The following is a 17,429-nucleotide window of genomic DNA, read 5'->3' on the forward strand; positions in this document are numbered from 1 at the left end:
TCACGCCCGTCACCCGGTCGCGGCAGCGTTCCGGTAGCTTCCCCCGGTGGCCTTGATCGAAGTGAACGGCACCCGACTCGGATACGACGACACCGGCAGCGGTACCCCGGTCGTCCTGCTGCACGCGGGGATCGCCGACCGGCGGATGTGGTGGGAGCAGGTGCCCGCCCTCGCCACCCGGCACCGGGTCGTCAACCTGGACCTGCGCGGGTACGGCGAGTCGGAGCTGCCACCGGCCTCCTTCGCCCACCACGAGGACGTGGTCGGGGTGCTCGACGCGCTCGGCATCGAACGGGCCGCCCTGGTCGGCTGCTCGTTCGGCGGGGCGGTCGCCATCGACACCGCGCTCGCCCACCCGGACCGGATCGCCGCGCTGGCCCTGCTCGGTACCGCCGTCACCGGCCACGAGTGGTCGGACCAGACCAACGACCTGTGGGAATCCCTGGTCGGCGAGGTCGACCCGGAGGACTTCGCGGCCAGTGCCGCCGGTGAGGTCAGGTTCTGGGTGGTCGGCCCGTACCGCCGGCCGGAGGACGTCGACCCGGCGCTGCTGGCCTTCGCGCGGGAGATGGACGAACGGGCGCTGGCCGCCGAACTGGCGCTCAGCGCGGTCGAGGCGATCGACCTCGACCCGCCGGCCGTGGCGCGGCTCGCCGAGCTGCGGATGCCGGTGCTGGTCACCGCCGGTGCGGCGGACCTGCCGGACATCGGTCGGCTGGCCGACCTGATCGCCGCGACCGCACCGGACGCGGTCCGGGTACCGGACGTGCCGGACGCCGCGCACCTGCTCCCGCTGGAGCGTCCGGCCCCGGTCAACGCCGCCCTGCTCGACTTCCTGACCCGAACGCGGTGACCCGGCCCGGCCCGGCTGCCCGTCCAGCCCGACGGGGCAACGTCAGCGGGGTTGGGCCGACCGGCCATGAGGCCGGCGGTCACCAGGTAGGGCGGATCGCGCCGACCGGTACGCCACCGCCGTACAGCGGGAGTTCGGCGTACTCGCGCAGGACCGGGGCGTCCTGACCGAGCCGGCGCAGCGCCGAGACGAGCACCGGCATCCGGGCCCGGGGCGTACCGTCGTCGATCTTGATGGCGACCGCGCCGACGCCCGGCAGACCGGCCGCGATGACCCCCTCGGCACCGATCTTGGCGAGCGTGCCCGGCAGGCCCACCATCAGCCGGGTGTCCTCCGCCCGGGTTCCGCCGACGAGTTCGGGGTGGGCGCGCATCGCGTCGGCCACCCGCCGTCCGGGCGTGCCCGGCTCCGCCTGCACCAGCCCCAGGTACGCGCGGGCCAGCCCGGTCAGCGACACGGCCAGCACCGGAGCGCCGCAGCCGTCAACCCCGACCGCCGCGACCTGCTCCCCGGCGTACTCGGCCACGCTGGCCCGCACACACTGTTGCAGCGGATGCTCGGGATGCTGATAGCCGTCGATCGGCCAGCCGGCAGCGAGGCAGGTCAACAGCATTCCGGCGTGCTTGCCGGAGCAGTTCATCGCCAACCGGGTGGGGCCGCCCCCGGCGGCCAGCACCGCGCTGCGGGCGCTCTCGTCCAGCGGCAGGTCCGGCGGGCAGGCCAACGCCGACCCGTCCAGCCCGGCCGAGGCGAGCAGGCCGGCCACCCGGGCCAGGTGGAACTCCTCACCGCTGTGGCTGGCCGACACCAGGGCCAGGTCGGCCGGGTCGGTCAGCCGGAGCCCGGCGGCGAGCATCCCGATCGTCTGCATCGGCTTGCTGGCCGAACGCGGGAAGATCGGGCTGGTCACGTCACCGGCGGCGGCCACCGCCGCGCCGGCCGCGTCGAGCACCACCACCGAGCCCCGGTGCAGGCCCTCCACGAAACCGGACCGGACCACCTCGGCGAGCAGCGCGCCACCTGCGTACGTCGTTCCCACGGGGTGGAACGGTACCGGTGTCTCGGACGGCCGTGTCCCGGCCCCCACCTGCGGCTACATGCCGAGGAGGCGACGGGCCTCGGCAGGGGTGAGCGGGGGCCGCTGGGCCAACTGGGCGAACCCGACCGCGCGGGCGACGAGTTGCATGTTCGACTCGACCGGCTGCCCCTTGGCGTACGTGACGGTGTCCTCCATGCCGACCCGGAGGTGACCGCCGGTGGCGAGCGAGGCGAGCATGACCGGGATGGTGGCGCGCCCGATGCCGGTGGCCGAGAAGGTGGTGCCCTCCGGCAGGTCCCGCAACGCCTGGCGGCACGCGACCAGCGCCTCGGCCGTACCGGGCATCCCGCCCGGTACGCCCATCACGAAGTCGACGTGCACGTGCCCGCCGGCCGGCAGCCCGTGCTTGCCGAGCAGCCGTTGCAGGGCGGTGAGATGACCCAGGTCGAAGATCTCGTACTCCGGCACGATGCCGCGTTCCTGCATCCGGGTGTGCAGGTCGACGATGAACTCCCAGCGGTTCAGGAAAACGTCGTCGCCGAAGTTGAGCGTGCCCATGGTGCAGGACGCCATGTCCGGGCCGGCGTCCAGCACGGCCAGCCGGGCGGCCTCCGGATCGGTCACCGCGCCGCCGGTGGAGAGCTGCACGATCAGGTCGGTGGCCTCACGTACCGCGGCGACCGTGTCGCGCAGCCGGGCCGGGTCGAGGGTGGGCTTCGCCGCGTCGTCCCGGATGTGGACGTGGATCACGGACGCGCCGATAGCCTCGCACTCCTTGGCGGTCAGCACCAGCTCGTCCAGGGTCACCGGCAGGGCCGGCACATCGGCCTTGGCCGACTCGGCACCGGTCGGGGCAACCGTGATCAACGTCGGTGTCGTCATGCCGGCGATCCTAGACGCCAGGTCGACGCCGGTCGACCACCAACTGAACGCCGGTTCAGGCCGGGACGCCAACCGGATGACCACCGGCCGCCAGCCGGGATGTCGGCCGGGCACCACGCGGTGGTTCAGGATGGGCCGGTCGCGGCGGCGCTCCCACCCACGGTTACGGGCCGGGCGTGGCGGTGCTCCCGCCCGCCAGCAACCCGGTGATTCAGGACGGGTCGATCGCGGCGGCGGTCTCGCCCACCAGCAGTCCGGCGTCGTCGGGGACGTTCCGCTTCACCACGGCCAGGGCGATCTGCCCCAGCTCCCAGTGCTGCACGGCGGTACCGAGGAAGCCGACCGCGCGCCCGTCCTGGGTGACCGGCGTACCGGCGGCCGGCAGCCGGTCGGTGGTCACCCCGTCCAGGTGCAGCAGGACCAACCGACGCGGCGGACGCCCCAGGTTGTGCACCCGGGCCACCGTCTCCTGACCCCGGTAGCAGCCCTTGGCCAGGTGCACCGCCGGGGCGATCAGGTCCACCTCGGCGGGGATGGTCCGGTGGTCGGTGTCCACCCCGACCCGGGCCCGCCGGGCGGCCACCCGCAGCGCCTCGTACGCCCACAGCCCGGCCACCGGCACGCCGGCCCCCCGCAACCTGGCGATCACGTCGGCCATGGACTCCCGGGGGACCAGCAGGTCCACCCCGAGAGGGCCACGGCGCGCCCAGCCACCGTCGGGCAGCAGGCGGACGTCGTACCGGACGGTGGGGCGGGGCGGCACGGTGCCGGCGGGGAACTTCGGGCCGGGCACCGCGACGGCGTCCGGCACGGCCAGCCCGGTGACGCCGAGCGTGCCGAGCGCCTCGTCGGCGCGCGGGCCGACCAGGGAGAGCACCGCCTGCTCGGTGGTGGCGTCCCGGGGCTCCACCTTGCTGAAGAACCGCATCCGCTCCAGGTAGGACAGCAGACCGCCGGTGGCCCCGGGCTCGGTGTCCAGCCAGGTGGTGGTGCCGTCCTCGGTCACCATCGCGTGCTGCTCGACGTGTCCGTGCGGGGAGAGCACCAGCAGTTCGGTGCCCTCGCCGGCGGTCAGGTCGGCCAGGTGCTGCGTGGTCAGGGTGTGCAGCCAACTCGCCCGCTCCTCGCCGGGGACGGCCACGACGCCCCGGTGCGAGCGGTCGACCAGTCCGACCTCGGTGGCAAGGATCCGCTGCTCACGCAGCGGGTCGCCGTAGTGGGCGGCCACCCCGCGTACCCCGGCGGCCCGGTGGGCCGGCTCGGGCTGGTCGCGGGTCTCCTCGTCGATCCGCTCGACGGACACCGCACCCTCGATCTCGATCATGCCTGCTCCCCGTCCCCGACTCCGCCCCCGGCGGCGACACCGCCACCGGGCCTGCTTCCGGCCCCGGCCCTGCCTCGACCACCGACCGTGCTCCCGCCCCCGGCCGAGGTTCCACCCCCGGCCGCGGTTCCGCCCTCAGCCCTGCTCCCGCCCCGGACCGTTCCGCCGGCCCCGGCCGTGCTCCCGCCCTCAGCCCTGCTCCCGCCGCCGGCAGCCCCTCCGGCCCCGGTCGTGCTCGCGGCCCCGGTCGTGCTCGCGGCCCCGGTCGTACCTCCAGCCCCGGTCGAGACCTCGCCGCTGCCACAGTTGCCGCAGACACCGAAGAGGGCGACGTGCCCGATGTCGGCCCGGAACCCACGCTCCCCGACCAGCCGGTCGGCGACCGGACGCAGCAGTTCCGGCTCCACCTCGTCGATCGCGCCGCACTCCCGGCAGACCAGATGGATGTGCTGGTGCTCGCCGGCGGCGTGGTAGGTGGGCGAGCCGTGCGAGAGATGGGTGTGCTTGACCAGCCCGATCTTCTCCAGCAGTTCCAGCGTGCGGTAAATGGTGGTGATGTTGACCCCGGCGGCCACCTCCCGGACGGCCGTGTGCACCTGCTCCGGTGTGGCGTGCCCCAGGTCCAGCACCGCCTGGAGGACCAACTGGCGCTGCGGCGTCAGCCGCAGCCCACGGGAACGCAGCATCTCGGCGAGGGAGGGTTCGGACACCGTCCGATCATAGTTCGGCCTCCGCGTGGGTCCGGCCGCACGCGACCGTACGCCACTACGCTCGGCATTCGTGACCGAACCGAAGCGGACGACGGAGCCGGGCCGGGTGGCGGTACTGGGCCGGGGCCTCGTCCCGGCCGGGACACCGGTGCTCCGGGGGGACGATCTCGGGGTGCTGCACGGCGACGGGCTCTTCGAGACCATGCACGTACGCCACGGGCGACCGTGGCTGGTGGGTGAACACCTCACCCGGCTGGCCCGGGGAGCGGCCCTGTTGGAGCTGCCGGTGCCGCCGGTCGCGGCGCTGACCGACCTGGTGGAGACGGTCTGCGCGGGATGGCCGACCGGTGTCGAGGGGGCGCTCCGGCTGGTCTGTACCCGGGGACCGGAGGGCGGCGGCCCACCGACGGTCTACGCCACGCTGGGTGAGGTACCGCCGGCCACCCGGGAAGCCCGGCGTACCGGCATCGGCGTGGCGACCCTGCCGCTGGGGGTCGCCGCGGACGGCCGCCCCGGGCTGGGCTGGCTACCGCTGGGGTGCAAGTCCACGTCGTACGCCTTGAGCAGCGCCGCGCGGCGCTGGGCGGCCCGGCACGGGGTGGACGACGTGCTCTGGGTCTCCACCGACGGGTACGCCCTGGAGGGGCCGACCGCCAACCTGCTCTGGCTGGAGGGCGACACCCTCTGTACGGTGCCCGCCGCCCGGACCGGCGTCCTGCCCGGGGTCACCGTCGCCTGGCTGCTGGCGAACGCCACCCGACTGGGCTTCACCGCGGCGGAACGGATGATCTCCCCCGGTGACCTCCGGGGAGCCGACGGTGCCTGGCTCACGTCCTCGCTGCGGGGCGTCGCCGAGATCCACACCCTGGACGGCACCCCGCTGCACCGGACCACCCCGTTCCCCTCCCCCCACACCACCCGCCTACAAACCCTCCTCCACCCCCCACCCTGACCCTCGCCCCCACCCCCGTCCCGTCGCGTTGATCATGAAGTTAGTTGCCGCGACACGCCGAGCGGACGACAACAACTTCATGATCAACGGGGCGAGAACCCGGGAGGGGAAGGGTGCGGGGAGGGGGAGGGGGTTAGCCGGCTATGCGGGTTAGGCGGGCGGACAGGTGGGGGGAGAGCGGGTGTCCGACGGCGGCCATGTCCTGCGCGTACAGCAGGGCGCCCTCGACGATGCCGAACAGCCGGTGGCCGGCGGTCACCTCCTTGGCGGTGGAGGTCCGCACCACCGCGTCGGTGACGAACTCCAACTGCGTGCCGGTGCGCTTGCCGATGTGCAGCTCCATCACCCCGGTGGGGACGGTGAGCAGGGCCTCCAGCTCGTCGGTGGCCCGGCCGGCGTCGTCGAGCACCGGACGCCACCAGCCGACCTCACGACCGGCGGGGCGGACCGGGCGGCTCTCGTCGTCCAGGATCCAGGCCCGGGACTCGTAGCTCAGGAACGGTCGCCCGTCGTGGCTGATCCGGATCTCCTGGGCGAAGTCGAAGTCCTCGATGGTGGGGAAACCGCCCCGGCCCCGCCCGCGCCACACCCCGACGTACGGCAGCAGCCCGTCCAGGGCGGGGTGCAGCTTCGGCCCGACCCGCAGGTCGTGGCTCTCCTCGTACGGGTAGGGGTCGACCGGCGGCGCGTTCAGCCACGGCGGCGGCGCCAGGGGGTTGTCGCTGTCGCTCACCGGTTCGTCCTCGTTCGCGCGCTCACGCAGTTCACCAACGACCTCTCGAGATGCGTACGGCAAGGTAGACCAGGCCACCGGCGAGCGCGCCGAGGCCAGCGACCAGCAGGCTGACGAACCCGATCTCGGTAACCATCGCGGTCATCCTATGCTGGCGACCATGGCACGTACTCTCGTCGTCAAGGCGACCGCAGGCGCGGACGCCCCGGAGCGGTGCGCGCAGGCGTTCACCGTCGCCGCCACGGCCGCCGCCGCCGGGGTGGACGTCTCGCTCTGGCTCACCGGCGAGTCGACCTGGTTCGCGCTGCCCGGCCGGGCGCAGGAGTTCGCGCTGCCGCACTCCGCTCCGCTGGCCGAGTTGCTGCACGTGATCCTGACCACCGGTACGGTCACCGCCTGCACCCAGTGCGCGGCCCGGCGGGACATCGGCCCGGGGGACGTGCTGCCGGGCGTCCGGATCGCCGGGGCGGCGGTGTTCGTCGAGGAGGCGATGGCCGAGGGGGCCCAGGCGCTGGTCTACTGACCCGAGCCTCTGGTCTACCGGCCCGGACGCCGATCTTGTCCCTATTTGTCCGGCAGGTGCCTACCATTCGGATGTGGGCGAGGCGACCGAGCGATTCTTCGAGGCCCTACCGTCGCGCGCCCCGGCCGTGCTGCGGGAGCCGATCGCCGGCACCATCCAGATCAGCCTGACCGACACCGGGCACACCGCCAGCACCGGCCACACCGAGGACACCGAAGGCACCGCCAGCGTCGAACGCGCCGAGGGCGTCGAGCGCCCCAGCGGCACCGGGCGCACCGCCAGGACCGAAGGCAGCGCGGGCACCGAAGACAGCGCGGGCACCGAAGGCAGCGCGGGCACCGCCGGCGGCGAGCGCTCCGACGGGACCGGGCGCAGCGAGCAGTGGTACGTCGAGCTGCGCACCGGGGCGGCCCGGGTCAGCCACGACCCGCGCCCCGCCGACGCGGTCATGTACAGCAGCCCCGACCTGTTCGACCGGCTGGTCACCGGGGAGGCGCAGGCCATCGCCGCGATGCTGCGCAACGAGACCACCTTCAGCGGCAACGTCCTGCTCTTCCTGGTCTTCCGGCGGTTCTTCCCCGATCCGCCCGGCACCCGTGACCCACGCGAGACCGCCCGGGAACGCGGGGGCCCACGGATCCGGCCGCAGAGCGGACGGCCCGAATGAAACAGCTGGTCAGCATCCTCGACGGCAACACGTTCCTGGTCAGTGACCGGCGGGGCGACATCGAGCCCGCCAGGGACTCCCCGACCGGGCTGTTCTCCTTCGACACCCGGTTCCTCGCCACCTGGCTGCTGACCCTGGACGGGGAACGGCTGCACTCCCTCTCCGTCGACCAGGCCGAGTCCCACCAGGTCCGCTTCTTCCTCGTGCCCATTCAGCCCACGCACTACCAGGACGCGCGGGCCTCGGTGATCCGCAGCCGGACCATCGGCGGCAGCCTCGACGAGGAGCTGACCGTGATCAACCACGCTGGGCGGGAGCAGGAGTTCACCCTCCGCCTCGACACCGGCTCGGACTTCGCGGACCTGTTCGAGATCAAGGACGTCCAGCTGCGGCAGGGCCGGGTGGCGGCGTCCGTCGCGCCCGGCCAGCTCCGGTTGACGTACCACCGGGACCAGTTCCGCCGGGAGACGGTGATCTCGACCAGCGCCCCGGGACAGATCGACGAGCGGGGGATCACCTTCACCATCCGGGTGCCGCCGCACGGCGAGTGGACCACCCGGCTGACCGTGGTGACCGTCATCTACGGCGCACGGGGCGAGGACGTCCGGGCCACCCTTCCGCTCGGCGGGGGGCGTACCGCCGCCGCCATCGAGCAGGAACAGCAGGACCTGCTCGCCCGCGCGCCGTCGCTGGGCTGTGACTGCCAACCGCTCGGCACCGCGTACCGGCGCAGCCTCAGCGACCTGGCCTCCCTGCGCTACGAGTCGATCGCGCTGGGGGTCCGGCTGCTCGCCGCCGGGCTGCCCTGGTTCATGACCCTGTTCGGCCGGGACAGCATGTTCACCAGCCTCCAGGTGCTGCCGTTCCTGCCGGAGCTGGTGTCCCCGACGATCTCGATTCTCGCCGGGTTGCAGGGCACCCGGCTCGACGACTTCCGGGACGAGGAACCGGGCAAGATCCTGCACGAGCTGCGGTACGGCGAGACGGCCGGCTTCGAGGAACAGCCGCACTCCCCCTACTACGGGGCCGCCGACTCGACCGCGCTGTTCGTGATCCTGCTCGACGAGTACGAACGCTGGACCGGCGACAGCGGCCTCGTCCGGCGGCTGGAGTTCCCGGTACGGGCCGCGCTGGAGTGGCTCGACACGTACGGGGACCTGCTCGGCAACGGCTACGTCTGGTACGAGACCCGCAATCCGGCGACCGGCCTGCAGAACCAGTGCTGGAAGGACTCCTGGGACGCCATCTCGTACGCCGACGGCCGGCTGCCCGGCTTTCCCCGCGCCACCTGTGAGCTCCAGGGGTACGCGTACGACGCGAAGGTGCGCGCCGCCCGGCTGGCCCGGACCTTCTGGAACGACCCGACCTACGCCGACCGGTTGGAACACGAGGCCGCCGCGTTGAAGGAACGGTTCAACCGCGACTTCTGGATCGCCGACCGGGAGTACTACGCGCTCGCCCTGGACGCCGAGGGCCGGCACGTCGACGCGCTCGCCTCCAACATGGGGCACCTGCTGTGGAGCGGCATCGTGGACGAGTCGAAGGCGGCGGCGGTGGCCCGGCATCTGCTCGGCCCGCGGCTGTTCTCCGGTTGGGGGGTGCGTACCCTCGCCACCGACCAGGGCCGGTACAACCCGATCGGGTACCACGTGGGCACGGTCTGGCCGTTCGACAACGCGTTCATCGCCTGGGGGCTGTGGCGGTACGGCTTCCGGGAGGAGGCCGGCCGGATCTGCCAGGCGATGTGTGACGCGACCAGGTTCTTCCGGGGGCGGCTGCCGGAGGCGTTCGCCGGCTACGACCGGGACCTGACCGACTACCCGGTCGAGTACCCGACCGCGTGTACCCCGCAGGCCTGGTCGGCGGGGACGCCGCTGCTGGTGCTCCGGGTGCTGCTCGGGCTGGAGCCGCAGGGCGAGCACCTGATCATCGACCCGGCGGTGCCGGCCGGGATGGGCCGGATCGAGCTGCTGGACATTCCCGGCCGCTGGGGCCGGGTGGACGCGCTGGGCCGTAGCCGCAATCTCTGACCGGGCGGCTGCGCCGGCCGCAGGCAGCCGACGGGCCAGTGCCGGCCGACGATGACGGCCGGCGGGCCAGCAGGCGGGGAGACGGCGGCCGACACCAGACCGGCGGGACGGCGGCAGACCGGCGGGACGGCGGCAGACCGGCGGATCAGCAGGCAGGCCGGCACGCCGGGGGTGCGTGGGGGTCAGCGGCAGGTGGTGGTGGCGGTGACGGTCGGCGGATCGGCGGTCAGGTCGACCTGCACGCCTACCGGGCCGGCCCGGTAGGCGTACCACTCGGGGGTGTCGACCAGGGCGGGGCCGGCGGCCAGCGGGGCGAGCACGGCTGCCGGCGACGGCGGGTTCGTTCCGGGGCCGGCGGTGGCCCGCGCGGTGCGCAGTACGCCGCCACCGGGGCAGGGCGCGGCCACCAGGTCCGGTTCCCCGGCGGCCGGGCGGCCCAACGCCCGCAGCGCCGCGTCGGCCGCGCCGGCCTCGGCGTCCGCGCCGGTGACCGGGGTCGGGGCGGATCCGGAACCGAGCGGCCGGCAGCCCGTGTCGGCGGTCAGCAGTAGCGCGCCGTTCTCGGTCTGCCGGCCGCGCACGGTGACGAAGTCACCGGCGTCGGCCCGCAGCCGGGCCCCCTCCCGGCTGAGCACCACCCCGGCGGCGTACCGCGCGGGCAGCGCGTCGGCGATGCGGTCGAGCACGGTACGCGGCTCCGCCCCGGCGACCCGGACGGTCAGTGCCCGCTCCAGGGTCGCCCCGTCGGCGAACGGGGTGACCCGGCAGCCGCGTTCGACGGTGGCCGGGAGCAGTGCGACCAGCGCGTCGTCGCCGGCGGCGACGGCCAGGTCGCCGATCGCCCGGTCCACCACCGGACCGGCTTCGGCCAGGGTGCGCTGCTCGCGTACGGTCGGCCCGTCGTCGCGGACGGAGAGCCAGGTCAACGCGGCCAGCACCAGTGCCCAGAGCACGGTGCCGACGACCAGCCAGCGGGGCCAACCGGGCTCCGGCCGGGTGGGACCACTGGGCGGGGCGTACCCCGTCTGGACAGCACCGCTCACGCGGCCATGGTGCCATGTAGCCTTCGCCGCCCGGCGCGGGGCGCGACCCGGACGGCCCGGATCGGCAGGTGATCGGCCACTCGGGCCGGGGAGATCCCCCGAACGGCCACACCCCGGGATGACATTTGGCGATCGTCGCGTTGACACGTAGCGTTACCGCGACACCGCAGTGCAGCGGCCCTCGCAACCCCTCTCACCTGCGAAAAGGTCCTACCGATGCGGGAAGCTTTCCTGGTCGCGACGGTTACTCTCAGTGCCGTCGTCCTGGTTCTGGCGTTCGCCGCCTTCGTGTACGGTTTCCTCCGCCCGGACCGGGCGACCTCGCTCCGGCGCCGCCCGCCCCGGTTTCCGCAGTACCGTCCGGTCCGTCCCGACCAGGTGGCGATCCTGATCGCCTGCCGCAACGGCGCCGCGACCATCGGCAGCGCGGTGACCGCCGCGCGGGCCACCGGCGTCCCGGTGTACGTGGTGTCCGACGCATCGTCCGACGCGACCGGCGCGGTGGCGTCGGCTGCCGGAGCGCAGGTGCTGGAGCTGACGCAGAACGTGGGCAAGCCGGCCGCGCTGCACGCCGCCTACGCCCACTTCGGATTGGGGTCGGCGTACCGGGCGGTGGCGATCCTCGACGACGACGTGCTGGTCGAACCGGACTTCGTGACCGCCGCGCTGGCTGAGCTGGGTGCCGAGGTCGCCATCGTGGTCGGGCACAACGTGACCTGGTGGCCGCCCGAGCGGCGGTGGAACCCCTGGCTCGCCAAGCGCGCCTACAGCTACTGGAACTACCAGGCCGTCGTCCGCCGCCTGCAGAGCCACTTCAACGTGATGAACTGCATCTCCGGCTCGAACTCGATCTACCGGACCGAGCTGCTGGACGTGCTGCTGCCGCAGCAGCCGCCGTACATCGTCGACGACACGTACTGGGTGCTGGAGACGCACCGCCGGCAGCTCGGCAAGGTGGTGTACGCGCCGCGCGCGGTCGCGCTGCTCCAGGACCCGACCACCTGCCGGGACTGGTACCGGCAGAACCTGCGCTGGCTGTGGGGCACCTTCCAGGGCGTCATCGGGCACCGGGTCGGCCGCCGCAACAGCCGCTTCGACCAGGCGTACCTGCTGCTGATGCTGCACTGGGTGCTCTACGTGGCGGGCGCGCCGCTCACCCTCTGGTTGCTGGCGACCGCCGGCCCCGGGCTCGGTGCCGGACTGCTGTTCCTGCTCGCCGGGCAGGGGCTGTGGGTCGGGCTGGCCGCCTGGCGGCTCCGCCGCCCCCGGTTGGTCCTCTTCCTGCCCACCATCATCCTGGCCGACCTGCTCTACCGGGTGATCTTCGTGCACGCCCTGGTCAGGGCGATCCGCCAACCCACCGTCGACCGCTGCGTCTGGGCCTCCCCGGAACGCATCGCCGTCCCGGACGCCAGCGCCACCGCCGCACCCGACGCCCCGCCCGTTCCCGCCGCCGCGCCTGTCGCGGTGCCGGACGCCCCGCCCGTTCCCGCCGCCACGCCCGTCCCGGTGGCCCTCTCTTCCGCCAGTTCCACCACCCGCCCGGCCGCCGACACCGCCGGCCTGGTCGTCCCCGCCGGATCGCACGCGCCGAGGAGGTGAACACATGTCCGCAAGTCAGGATCTTCCGGTCACCGGGGCTCCGACGGCAGCCGCCGGTCTGATCGGCGCGCTCGCCCTCGGGCTCGGCGCCCTGCTGGTGACCGTCGCCCAGTGGGGTGCCAAGGCCCGCCGCCGGGGCGAGTGACCCGGAGGGGGTCGAGGGGGTTGAGGTAGACGTGGGGCGCGGCCGGCACCACCGCGCCCCACCCACTCCCGGCGTACTCGCCGCCCGGGGATCACACCCACTCCCGGCGTACTCGGCCGCGCAGGGATCACACCCACTCGCGGCGGTTGGCGTGGACGCCGGCCTGGAACCGACTGACCGCGCCCAGGCGCTCGGTGAGAGACGTCATCATGCGCTGGACGCTCCGCAACGAGATCGCCAGTTTGCGGGCCGCCGATTCGTCGGTGTGACCGGCGGCGAGCAGCCGCATCAATTCACGTTCCTGTCTGGTCAGACCCTGCTCGTCGGGCCTCGCCGGCTCCCCGAAGGGCGTAGCGGTGCTCCAGACCTGTTCGAACAGCGCGACGAGACCGGCGATGACACCCGGGCTCTGCAACTCCAACGCTCCCCGCTGCGGGTGACCCGGCTCGATGGGTACGAGCGCGATTTCCCGATCGACGATTATCATCCGCATCGGCAGTGTCGGTGTCGTGCGTGACTGACTGCCCAGACTCGCCATCCAGCGGGCGTGAGCGAGAGTGGCCGGGTCGTTGCGCAGGCTGTCCTGATACACGTTGCGAATATGGACGCCCCGTTCCAACGCGAGCTGGTTGAGGGGCGCTTCGGCTTTCATCGCATCCGCCCGCTGCCCGCCGCCGGTGCTGAAGGAGAGGCATTCGGTGCGGGCGGTCTGGGCCAGCTCGATCAGGCGTTCCCGCACACTGTCGACGCCCTCGAAGGCCCGACCTTCGACGGCCCGGCTGTGGCTGTCGTGCGCGGTGGCGATGGCGGCGATGGCCGCCCTGGTCGCCTCGACCTGCTGCTGCCGGACCGCCACCTCGGCCTCCACCTTCGCCAGCAGCGCCATCAGTCCGGCCTGCGGTCGTACCGCCCGGACGGGACCGCCGCCGGGATCCAGTCTGATCAACGCGAGATCCGCCAGCACGTCCAGTGCCTCGCGCACCTGGTCGGCTGGGATGGCCAGCTGCTGCGCCAGGCCGGCGACGTTCAGGTCAGGGCGTTGCAGCATTACCCGGTAGATCGTCTCGTGCTGCGCCGACAGGCCAATCAGGTCGAACACCGTTCCACCCCCGTAGTAGGACGAGCGGTCATCATTCTGCCGTACGTCGACCATTCAGGTGGCCCCCGTTCCGGCGCTGGCGTGATCCCGCCGGGCGGTCTTATGCCAGTCCGGAACCAGTGACAACGCACACCGGCCACGCGATGCTCTAGTCGGCACCGAGGGAACCGCCATCAAGCGCGGAAGAATCCCCTCAGCGCCATCCACGGATTCGACGCGCCAAGGATGTGTGCATTCATGCAGATGATTCTCTTTCGACGTACGGCACTCGTGGTGTCCACTGTGCTGACTGCCGCCGCGGCGCTGATCGCCGGGCCGGATGCGCTGACGGTGCTGGCCGAGGGATTCGGCTGGTCCGCAGGGGACGCGGGGCACCCAGAGATGTGGGCGTGATGGTGGCGGCCCACATTCGCATCGCGCCGCTCGGTTCGACGTCCGAATTCGACCCGACCGCCCTGCGGGACCTGATCTACACCCAGGGCACGCAGAACGGGATCGAACACGTCCGGGTCCGTGCCGGCCCGTACGGCACCGACATTTTGGCCTTCATCGACGGCGACGACCCTGAGGAGGCCACAAAAGCCCTGCACCAAATCGTGAACAGGACAATCGCCGGCACGCCGGCCCTGCGCCGCTGGCGAATTATCTAGCAGCGCACCACCGGAAATCAAAATCGTCCGACCCCAGAATCACCGCGACTCTCGAAGAGGAACAGAAACAGATGCTGGATCGACGCAAGACCACCGTGACGGTCGACGGCTCCTCCGTTGTCGACGTCGTACCGGGTGCCCGCAGCGGCAGCTCCTTCGCGGGCTTTCGCCGGTCCGCCTGGGCCGCCATCGTCGCCGTGCTCGCCATGCTGGGCGGCATCGCGCTGACGGCGACCCCGGCGAACGCGGCCGTCACGCGGCAGCAGATCGTCAACGTGGCCACCGGCCAGCTCGGCGGCACAGGATGCAGTCCGGGCTACTACAACAGTTGTGGCATCGAGTGGTGCGCGGAGTTCGCCCGCTGGGTGTGGCGTACCGCCGGGGTGTCGGACACGAGCGGCCTGGACGCCTGGGCGCAGTCGTTCAAGACCTACGGCACCAGTCGTGGGCTCTACCGCTCCCGTTCCAGCGGGTACGTGCCGCAGCCCGGTGACGCCATCGTCTTCGACTGGGACCACAACTCCGGTGACAGCCACCCGATCGACCACGTGGCCATCGTGACCAGCGTCAGCAGCACCCAGGTCAACACGATCGGCGGCAACCAGGGCAACTCCAACAACTACAGCAGCAAGGTCAGCCGGGCCAGCTACTCGCGTACCAACGGCGACATCGACGGGTACATCTCACCGGCGGGGGTCGGCAGCGGCACGGTGGTCGACCAGCGGCCGGTCGGCCACAGCGTGACGGGCGACTCGTTCTCGGACCTCGTCGGCACCAAGCCCGACGGCACCATGTGGCTGTACGCCAACAACTTCGTCCGCGACGACGGCGTTCCGTACAGCGGTTACCAGCAGATCGGCAGCGGCTGGGGCAACGTCAACTACGTGGTCACCGCCGACGTGACCGGTGACGGCTACTCGGACCTGGTGGCCCGCCGGACCGACGGCACGCTCTGGCTGTACCCCAACAACATCGAACGCGACAACGGCACCCCCTACAGCAGCCCCGACTCCCGCCAGATCGGCAGCGGCTGGGGCGGCTTCGACACGCTGGTCGGCGCGGACGTGACCGGTGACGGCTTCACCGACCTGGTGGGCCGCAAGACCGACGGCACGCTGTGGCTGTACTCCAACAACATCAAGCGCGACAACGGCGTCCCCTACAGCGACTACCGGCAGATCGGCAGCGGCTGGGGCGGCTTCGACCGCATCGTCGGCGCGGACGTCACCGGCGACGGCTACACCGACCTGGTGACCCGCAAGACCGACGGCACCCTCTGGATGTACCCCAACAACATCGTTCGGGACAACGGCACCCCCTACAGCAGCCCCGACTCCCGGCAGATCGGCAGCGGCTGGGGCGGCTTCGACCGGATCATCGGCGCGGACGTCACCGGCGACGGCTACACCGACCTGGTGACCCGCAAGACCGACGGCACCCTCTGGATGTACCCCAACAACATCGAACGCGACAACGGTGACCCGTACAGCAGCCCCGACTCCCGCCAGATCGGCAGCGGCTGGGGCGGCTTCACCTCCCTGATCTAGTACAGCGCGACAGGCGGTGCGCCCGGTCTACGGCCGGGCGCACCGTGCTGTGCGGGGTACGACGATCAGCAGGACGGCGGTCAGGGCTTGCGGAGCCAGGTCGCCGGGTCGGTGACGAAGACCCCCTTGCCCTGGTGCCGGTCGATGACCTCCAGGGCTTCGAGGCGCACGAAGACCAACCGGATGGTCGAAGCGCTCACCCTGTGCTCGTCACAAAGTTCAGCGATTGACGGCAGCTTCTCGCCCGGCTTGGTCCGACCGCTGCGGACGTCCGCCATGATCTTGTTGGCGATCTTGAAGTAATCCGGCAAAGCAGGCATGACTCTCCTCGCGTGGCACCTGCATTCGACCATGCCGCTTCCGCGCCGAACAAGATGAAGTCGCTAATGACGCGGAGGTTGACTACCGCACCTTCTGTACCTATGTTTGTCCCGGAGCGCTTCCTCGCGTGGCAACGAACGGCGCTCATCCCCCGGTCGGGGCGGGCCACGAACCGGCATGACGGCCCGCCCCGACCCCGTCGACGCACCCCGGACAGGGGTCCTCCGGGAAGGCTGGTCCGACCGTGCGCAATCCGTTCCGCTGGCTGAGCCGCAGCAACCGTCCCGCCCCCGTGCCCGCCCGGCATCGACGCCCTGATCGGGTACGCCCGGTCGGTGCGGGCAACACCGGCCGGTACTACCGGTCGGCGGCCTACCGGCCACTGTGTGCGGAGCGGGTGCGCGGCCGACGGTTCCCGCTGGTCCGGCGGGGTCTGGACCCGGGCGAGGTGACCGCCTTCCTGCACCGCGTGGCCGGGGACCTGGCCGCCCTGCGGGCCGAACTCGACCGCACCCGCGACGAGAACGCCCGGCTCAAGCAGAGTCTGCGGGACTGGCAGTCCCGGTTCACCCCGCGGGTGTACCGGTGAGCGGGGACGGACGGTACGTCGTGCACCTGACGGTGCTGGCGGCGGACCTGCCCGCCGCGCAGTTGCTGGCCCGCGCGGTCAGCCGGTCGTTGGGGTTCCTGCCGCAGCTCCAGCCCGGCGAGACCACCGTCTCCGTCGAGGGTGACCTGACCGCCCAGCATCCGGTGTTCTGCGACCGGCGGTTGCCGCACCACCGGCGCTGCCTGCTCCGCCCCGGCCACGCGGACGCCTGCACGCACCGGCTCCGCATGCCGACCTGATCCCGCCGGGGACGCTCCCGGGACTCCGGCCGGCCGCGCCAGCCCTTGATCCACCCCACTGACGCCGATATCGGGGCGACCCGTCGAGCGGTCACCCCGATATCGGCGAAACGGCGGTACGAACAGCGGACGCGGAGCTAGGCGACAGTGACGGCGACCTCGTTGATGCCCCGGGTGACGGTGACGGCGGTGTCGCCGTTGCCGTGCCGGGACAGGGCCCGCAGCGTCCAGCTTCCCGGCGCGGCGAAGAACCGGAACTGGCCGGCCGCCGAGGTGACCACCTCGGCGGTGAACTCACCGGTCGAGTCGAGCAGCCGGACGTACGCGCCCGGCACGACCTCGCCGGAGTCGGCGGTGACCACGCCGGTGATGACGGTTTCCTTCTCCAGGTCCAGGCTCGCGGGCAACGGAGCGGCCTGGTCCGGCGCGGCGCAGCCGGCAGCGGTGGGAGCTGTCATGG

At 72.4% G+C, this 17,429-nt stretch carries 21 protein-coding genes and 1 pseudogene; 12 read left to right on the forward strand and 10 right to left on the reverse strand.

The window, feature by feature from the left end:
• Nucleotides 1–46 precede the first annotated feature (46 nt).
• Nucleotides 47–853 carry an alpha/beta fold hydrolase gene (locus PVK37_RS03520; protein ID WP_275032253.1) on the forward strand — a complete coding sequence of 269 codons (807 nt, stop codon included), beginning with the start codon at nt 47–49 and terminating at the stop codon, nt 851–853.
• Between the two features lie 79 nt (nt 854–932).
• On the opposite strand, the gene PVK37_RS03525 is transcribed toward PVK37_RS03520, so the two are convergent.
• From PVK37_RS03525 to PVK37_RS03540, 4 genes and pseudogenes are all read right to left on the reverse strand, one after another.
• Nucleotides 933–1,892 carry an asparaginase gene (locus tag PVK37_RS03525; RefSeq protein WP_275032254.1) on the reverse strand — a complete coding sequence of 320 codons (960 nt, stop codon included), beginning with the start codon at nt 1,890–1,892 and terminating at the stop codon, nt 933–935.
• Between the two features lie 54 nt (nt 1,893–1,946).
• Complete coding sequence (locus PVK37_RS03530) at nt 1,947–2,774, reverse strand: beta-keto acid cleavage family enzyme (RefSeq protein WP_275032255.1); 828 nt, start codon at nt 2,772–2,774, stop codon at nt 1,947–1,949.
• A gap of 211 nt (nt 2,775–2,985) precedes the next feature.
• Nucleotides 2,986–4,098: a CAF17-like 4Fe-4S cluster assembly/insertion protein YgfZ gene (ygfZ, locus tag PVK37_RS03535; RefSeq protein ID WP_275032256.1), complete on the reverse strand. Its 1,113-nt coding sequence runs from the start codon at nt 4,096–4,098 to the stop codon at nt 2,986–2,988.
• Between the two features lie 290 nt (nt 4,099–4,388).
• Nucleotides 4,389–4,784: pseudogene (locus PVK37_RS03540) on the reverse strand (Fur family transcriptional regulator); the annotation flags it as partial.
• Between the two features lie 94 nt (nt 4,785–4,878).
• On the opposite strand from PVK37_RS03540, the gene PVK37_RS03545 reads away from it, so the two are divergent.
• Entirely contained in the window at nt 4,879–5,760 is an 882-nt protein-coding gene (locus tag PVK37_RS03545; protein ID WP_275032257.1) for an aminotransferase class IV, read from the forward strand.
• A gap of 133 nt (nt 5,761–5,893) precedes the next feature.
• Here PVK37_RS03545 and PVK37_RS03550 read toward each other — a convergent pair whose 3' ends face one another.
• Nucleotides 5,894–6,493, reverse strand: coding sequence for a heme-binding beta-barrel domain-containing protein (locus tag PVK37_RS03550; protein ID WP_275032258.1), 600 nt, complete (start codon nt 6,491–6,493; stop codon nt 5,894–5,896).
• A 31-nt stretch (nt 6,494–6,524) separates the two neighbouring features.
• Nucleotides 6,525–6,629, reverse strand: coding sequence for a small membrane protein MtfM (gene mtfM, locus PVK37_RS03555; RefSeq protein ID WP_267897534.1), 105 nt, complete (start codon nt 6,627–6,629; stop codon nt 6,525–6,527).
• A 12-nt stretch (nt 6,630–6,641) separates the two neighbouring features.
• Between mtfM and PVK37_RS03560 the strand changes: the two genes are divergently transcribed.
• The 3 genes from PVK37_RS03560 (at nt 6,642) to PVK37_RS03570 (ending at nt 9,713) form a co-directional block, all read left to right on the forward strand.
• The gene (locus tag PVK37_RS03560; protein WP_275032260.1) at nt 6,642–7,016 is read left to right on the forward strand and encodes a DsrE family protein; all 375 of its coding nucleotides are present in this window, start codon (nt 6,642–6,644) and stop codon (nt 7,014–7,016) included.
• Nucleotides 7,017–7,089: 73 nt separating this feature from the next.
• The gene (locus PVK37_RS03565; protein WP_275032261.1) at nt 7,090–7,683 is read left to right on the forward strand and encodes an SCP2 sterol-binding domain-containing protein; all 594 of its coding nucleotides are present in this window, start codon (nt 7,090–7,092) and stop codon (nt 7,681–7,683) included.
• Nucleotides 7,680–9,713 carry an amylo-alpha-1,6-glucosidase gene (locus tag PVK37_RS03570; RefSeq protein ID WP_275032262.1) on the forward strand — a complete coding sequence of 678 codons (2,034 nt, stop codon included), beginning with the start codon at nt 7,680–7,682 and terminating at the stop codon, nt 9,711–9,713. Before PVK37_RS03565 ends, PVK37_RS03570 begins: the two co-directional genes overlap by 4 nt.
• 182 nt (nt 9,714–9,895) lie before the next feature.
• On the opposite strand, the gene PVK37_RS03575 is transcribed toward PVK37_RS03570, so the two are convergent.
• Nucleotides 9,896–10,756, reverse strand: a complete 861-nt coding sequence (locus PVK37_RS03575) for a hypothetical protein (RefSeq protein WP_275032263.1) — start codon at nt 10,754–10,756, stop codon at nt 9,896–9,898.
• 216 nt (nt 10,757–10,972) lie between these two features.
• On the opposite strand from PVK37_RS03575, the gene PVK37_RS03580 reads away from it, so the two are divergent.
• Complete coding sequence (locus tag PVK37_RS03580) at nt 10,973–12,358, forward strand: glycosyltransferase family 2 protein (RefSeq protein ID WP_275032264.1); 1,386 nt, start codon at nt 10,973–10,975, stop codon at nt 12,356–12,358.
• A 4-nt stretch (nt 12,359–12,362) separates the two neighbouring features.
• Nucleotides 12,363–12,503: a hypothetical protein gene (locus PVK37_RS03585; RefSeq protein ID WP_275032265.1), complete on the forward strand. Its 141-nt coding sequence runs from the start codon at nt 12,363–12,365 to the stop codon at nt 12,501–12,503.
• A gap of 127 nt (nt 12,504–12,630) precedes the next feature.
• Here the strand turns inward: PVK37_RS03585 and PVK37_RS03590 are convergent, their stop codons facing one another.
• Nucleotides 12,631–13,602 carry a helix-turn-helix domain-containing protein gene (locus tag PVK37_RS03590; RefSeq protein ID WP_275032266.1) on the reverse strand — a complete coding sequence of 324 codons (972 nt, stop codon included), beginning with the start codon at nt 13,600–13,602 and terminating at the stop codon, nt 12,631–12,633.
• Between the two features lie 237 nt (nt 13,603–13,839).
• On the opposite strand from PVK37_RS03590, the gene PVK37_RS03595 reads away from it, so the two are divergent.
• The 3 genes from PVK37_RS03595 to PVK37_RS03605 all read left to right on the forward strand — a co-directional run bounded on the left by PVK37_RS03595 (nt 13,840) and on the right by PVK37_RS03605 (nt 15,799).
• Entirely contained in the window at nt 13,840–13,995 is a 156-nt protein-coding gene (locus tag PVK37_RS03595) for a hypothetical protein (protein ID WP_275032267.1), read from the forward strand.
• Complete coding sequence (locus PVK37_RS03600) at nt 13,995–14,252, forward strand: hypothetical protein (RefSeq protein ID WP_275034937.1); 258 nt, start codon at nt 13,995–13,997, stop codon at nt 14,250–14,252. Before PVK37_RS03595 ends, PVK37_RS03600 begins: the two co-directional genes overlap by 1 nt.
• Before the next feature lie 71 nt (nt 14,253–14,323).
• On the forward strand, nt 14,324–15,799 hold the full coding sequence (locus tag PVK37_RS03605; protein ID WP_275032268.1) for an FG-GAP-like repeat-containing protein: 1,476 nt from the start codon (nt 14,324–14,326) through the stop codon (nt 15,797–15,799).
• Between the two features lie 80 nt (nt 15,800–15,879).
• Here the strand turns inward: PVK37_RS03605 and PVK37_RS03610 are convergent, their stop codons facing one another.
• Nucleotides 15,880–16,119 carry a winged helix-turn-helix domain-containing protein gene (locus tag PVK37_RS03610; protein WP_275032269.1) on the reverse strand — a complete coding sequence of 80 codons (240 nt, stop codon included), beginning with the start codon at nt 16,117–16,119 and terminating at the stop codon, nt 15,880–15,882.
• Nucleotides 16,120–16,364: 245 nt separating this feature from the next.
• On the opposite strand from PVK37_RS03610, the gene PVK37_RS03615 reads away from it, so the two are divergent.
• Together PVK37_RS03615 and PVK37_RS03620 are read left to right on the forward strand one after the other, a co-directional pair.
• Nucleotides 16,365–16,709, forward strand: a complete 345-nt coding sequence (locus PVK37_RS03615) for a DivIVA domain-containing protein (RefSeq protein ID WP_275032270.1) — start codon at nt 16,365–16,367, stop codon at nt 16,707–16,709.
• Nucleotides 16,706–16,969 (forward strand): hypothetical protein, encoded by a 264-nt coding sequence (locus PVK37_RS03620; RefSeq protein WP_275032271.1) that lies wholly within the window; start codon nt 16,706–16,708, stop codon nt 16,967–16,969. The genes PVK37_RS03615 and PVK37_RS03620 overlap by 4 nt, the downstream gene beginning before the upstream one ends.
• Before the next feature lie 137 nt (nt 16,970–17,106).
• On the opposite strand, the gene PVK37_RS03625 is transcribed toward PVK37_RS03620, so the two are convergent.
• Nucleotides 17,107–17,427, reverse strand: a complete 321-nt coding sequence (locus tag PVK37_RS03625) for a DUF1416 domain-containing protein (protein ID WP_275032272.1) — start codon at nt 17,425–17,427, stop codon at nt 17,107–17,109.
• Nucleotides 17,428–17,429 lie beyond the last annotated feature (2 nt).

This window comes from Micromonospora cathayae (assembly GCF_028993575.1).
GTDB classification, from domain to species: domain Bacteria; phylum Actinomycetota; class Actinomycetes; order Mycobacteriales; family Micromonosporaceae; genus Micromonospora; species Micromonospora cathayae.

Bases quoted from the DNA above. Each gene is read 5' to 3' on its own strand.
- PVK37_RS03530 (WP_275032255.1), bottom strand. From the start codon at position 2,774: ATGACGACACCGACGTTGATCACGGTTGCCCCGACCGGTGCCGAGTCG.
- ygfZ (WP_275032256.1), bottom strand. From the start codon at position 4,098: ATGATCGAGATCGAGGGTGCGGTGTCCGTCGAGCGGATCGACGAGGAG.
- mtfM (WP_267897534.1), bottom strand. From the start codon at position 6,629: ATGGTTACCGAGATCGGGTTCGTCAGCCTGCTGGTCGCTGGCCTCGGC.
- PVK37_RS03560 (WP_275032260.1), top strand. From the start codon at position 6,642: ATGCTGGCGACCATGGCACGTACTCTCGTCGTCAAGGCGACCGCAGGC.
- PVK37_RS03570 (WP_275032262.1), top strand. From the start codon at position 7,680: ATGAAACAGCTGGTCAGCATCCTCGACGGCAACACGTTCCTGGTCAGT.
- PVK37_RS03580 (WP_275032264.1), top strand. From the start codon at position 10,973: ATGCGGGAAGCTTTCCTGGTCGCGACGGTTACTCTCAGTGCCGTCGTC.
- PVK37_RS03585 (WP_275032265.1), top strand. From the start codon at position 12,363: ATGTCCGCAAGTCAGGATCTTCCGGTCACCGGGGCTCCGACGGCAGCC.
- PVK37_RS03595 (WP_275032267.1), top strand. From the start codon at position 13,840: ATGCAGATGATTCTCTTTCGACGTACGGCACTCGTGGTGTCCACTGTG.
- PVK37_RS03600 (WP_275034937.1), top strand. From the start codon at position 13,995: ATGGTGGCGGCCCACATTCGCATCGCGCCGCTCGGTTCGACGTCCGAA.
- PVK37_RS03605 (WP_275032268.1), top strand. From the start codon at position 14,324: ATGCTGGATCGACGCAAGACCACCGTGACGGTCGACGGCTCCTCCGTT.
- PVK37_RS03610 (WP_275032269.1), bottom strand. From the start codon at position 16,119: ATGCCTGCTTTGCCGGATTACTTCAAGATCGCCAACAAGATCATGGCG.
- PVK37_RS03625 (WP_275032272.1), bottom strand. From the start codon at position 17,427: ATGACAGCTCCCACCGCTGCCGGCTGCGCCGCGCCGGACCAGGCCGCT.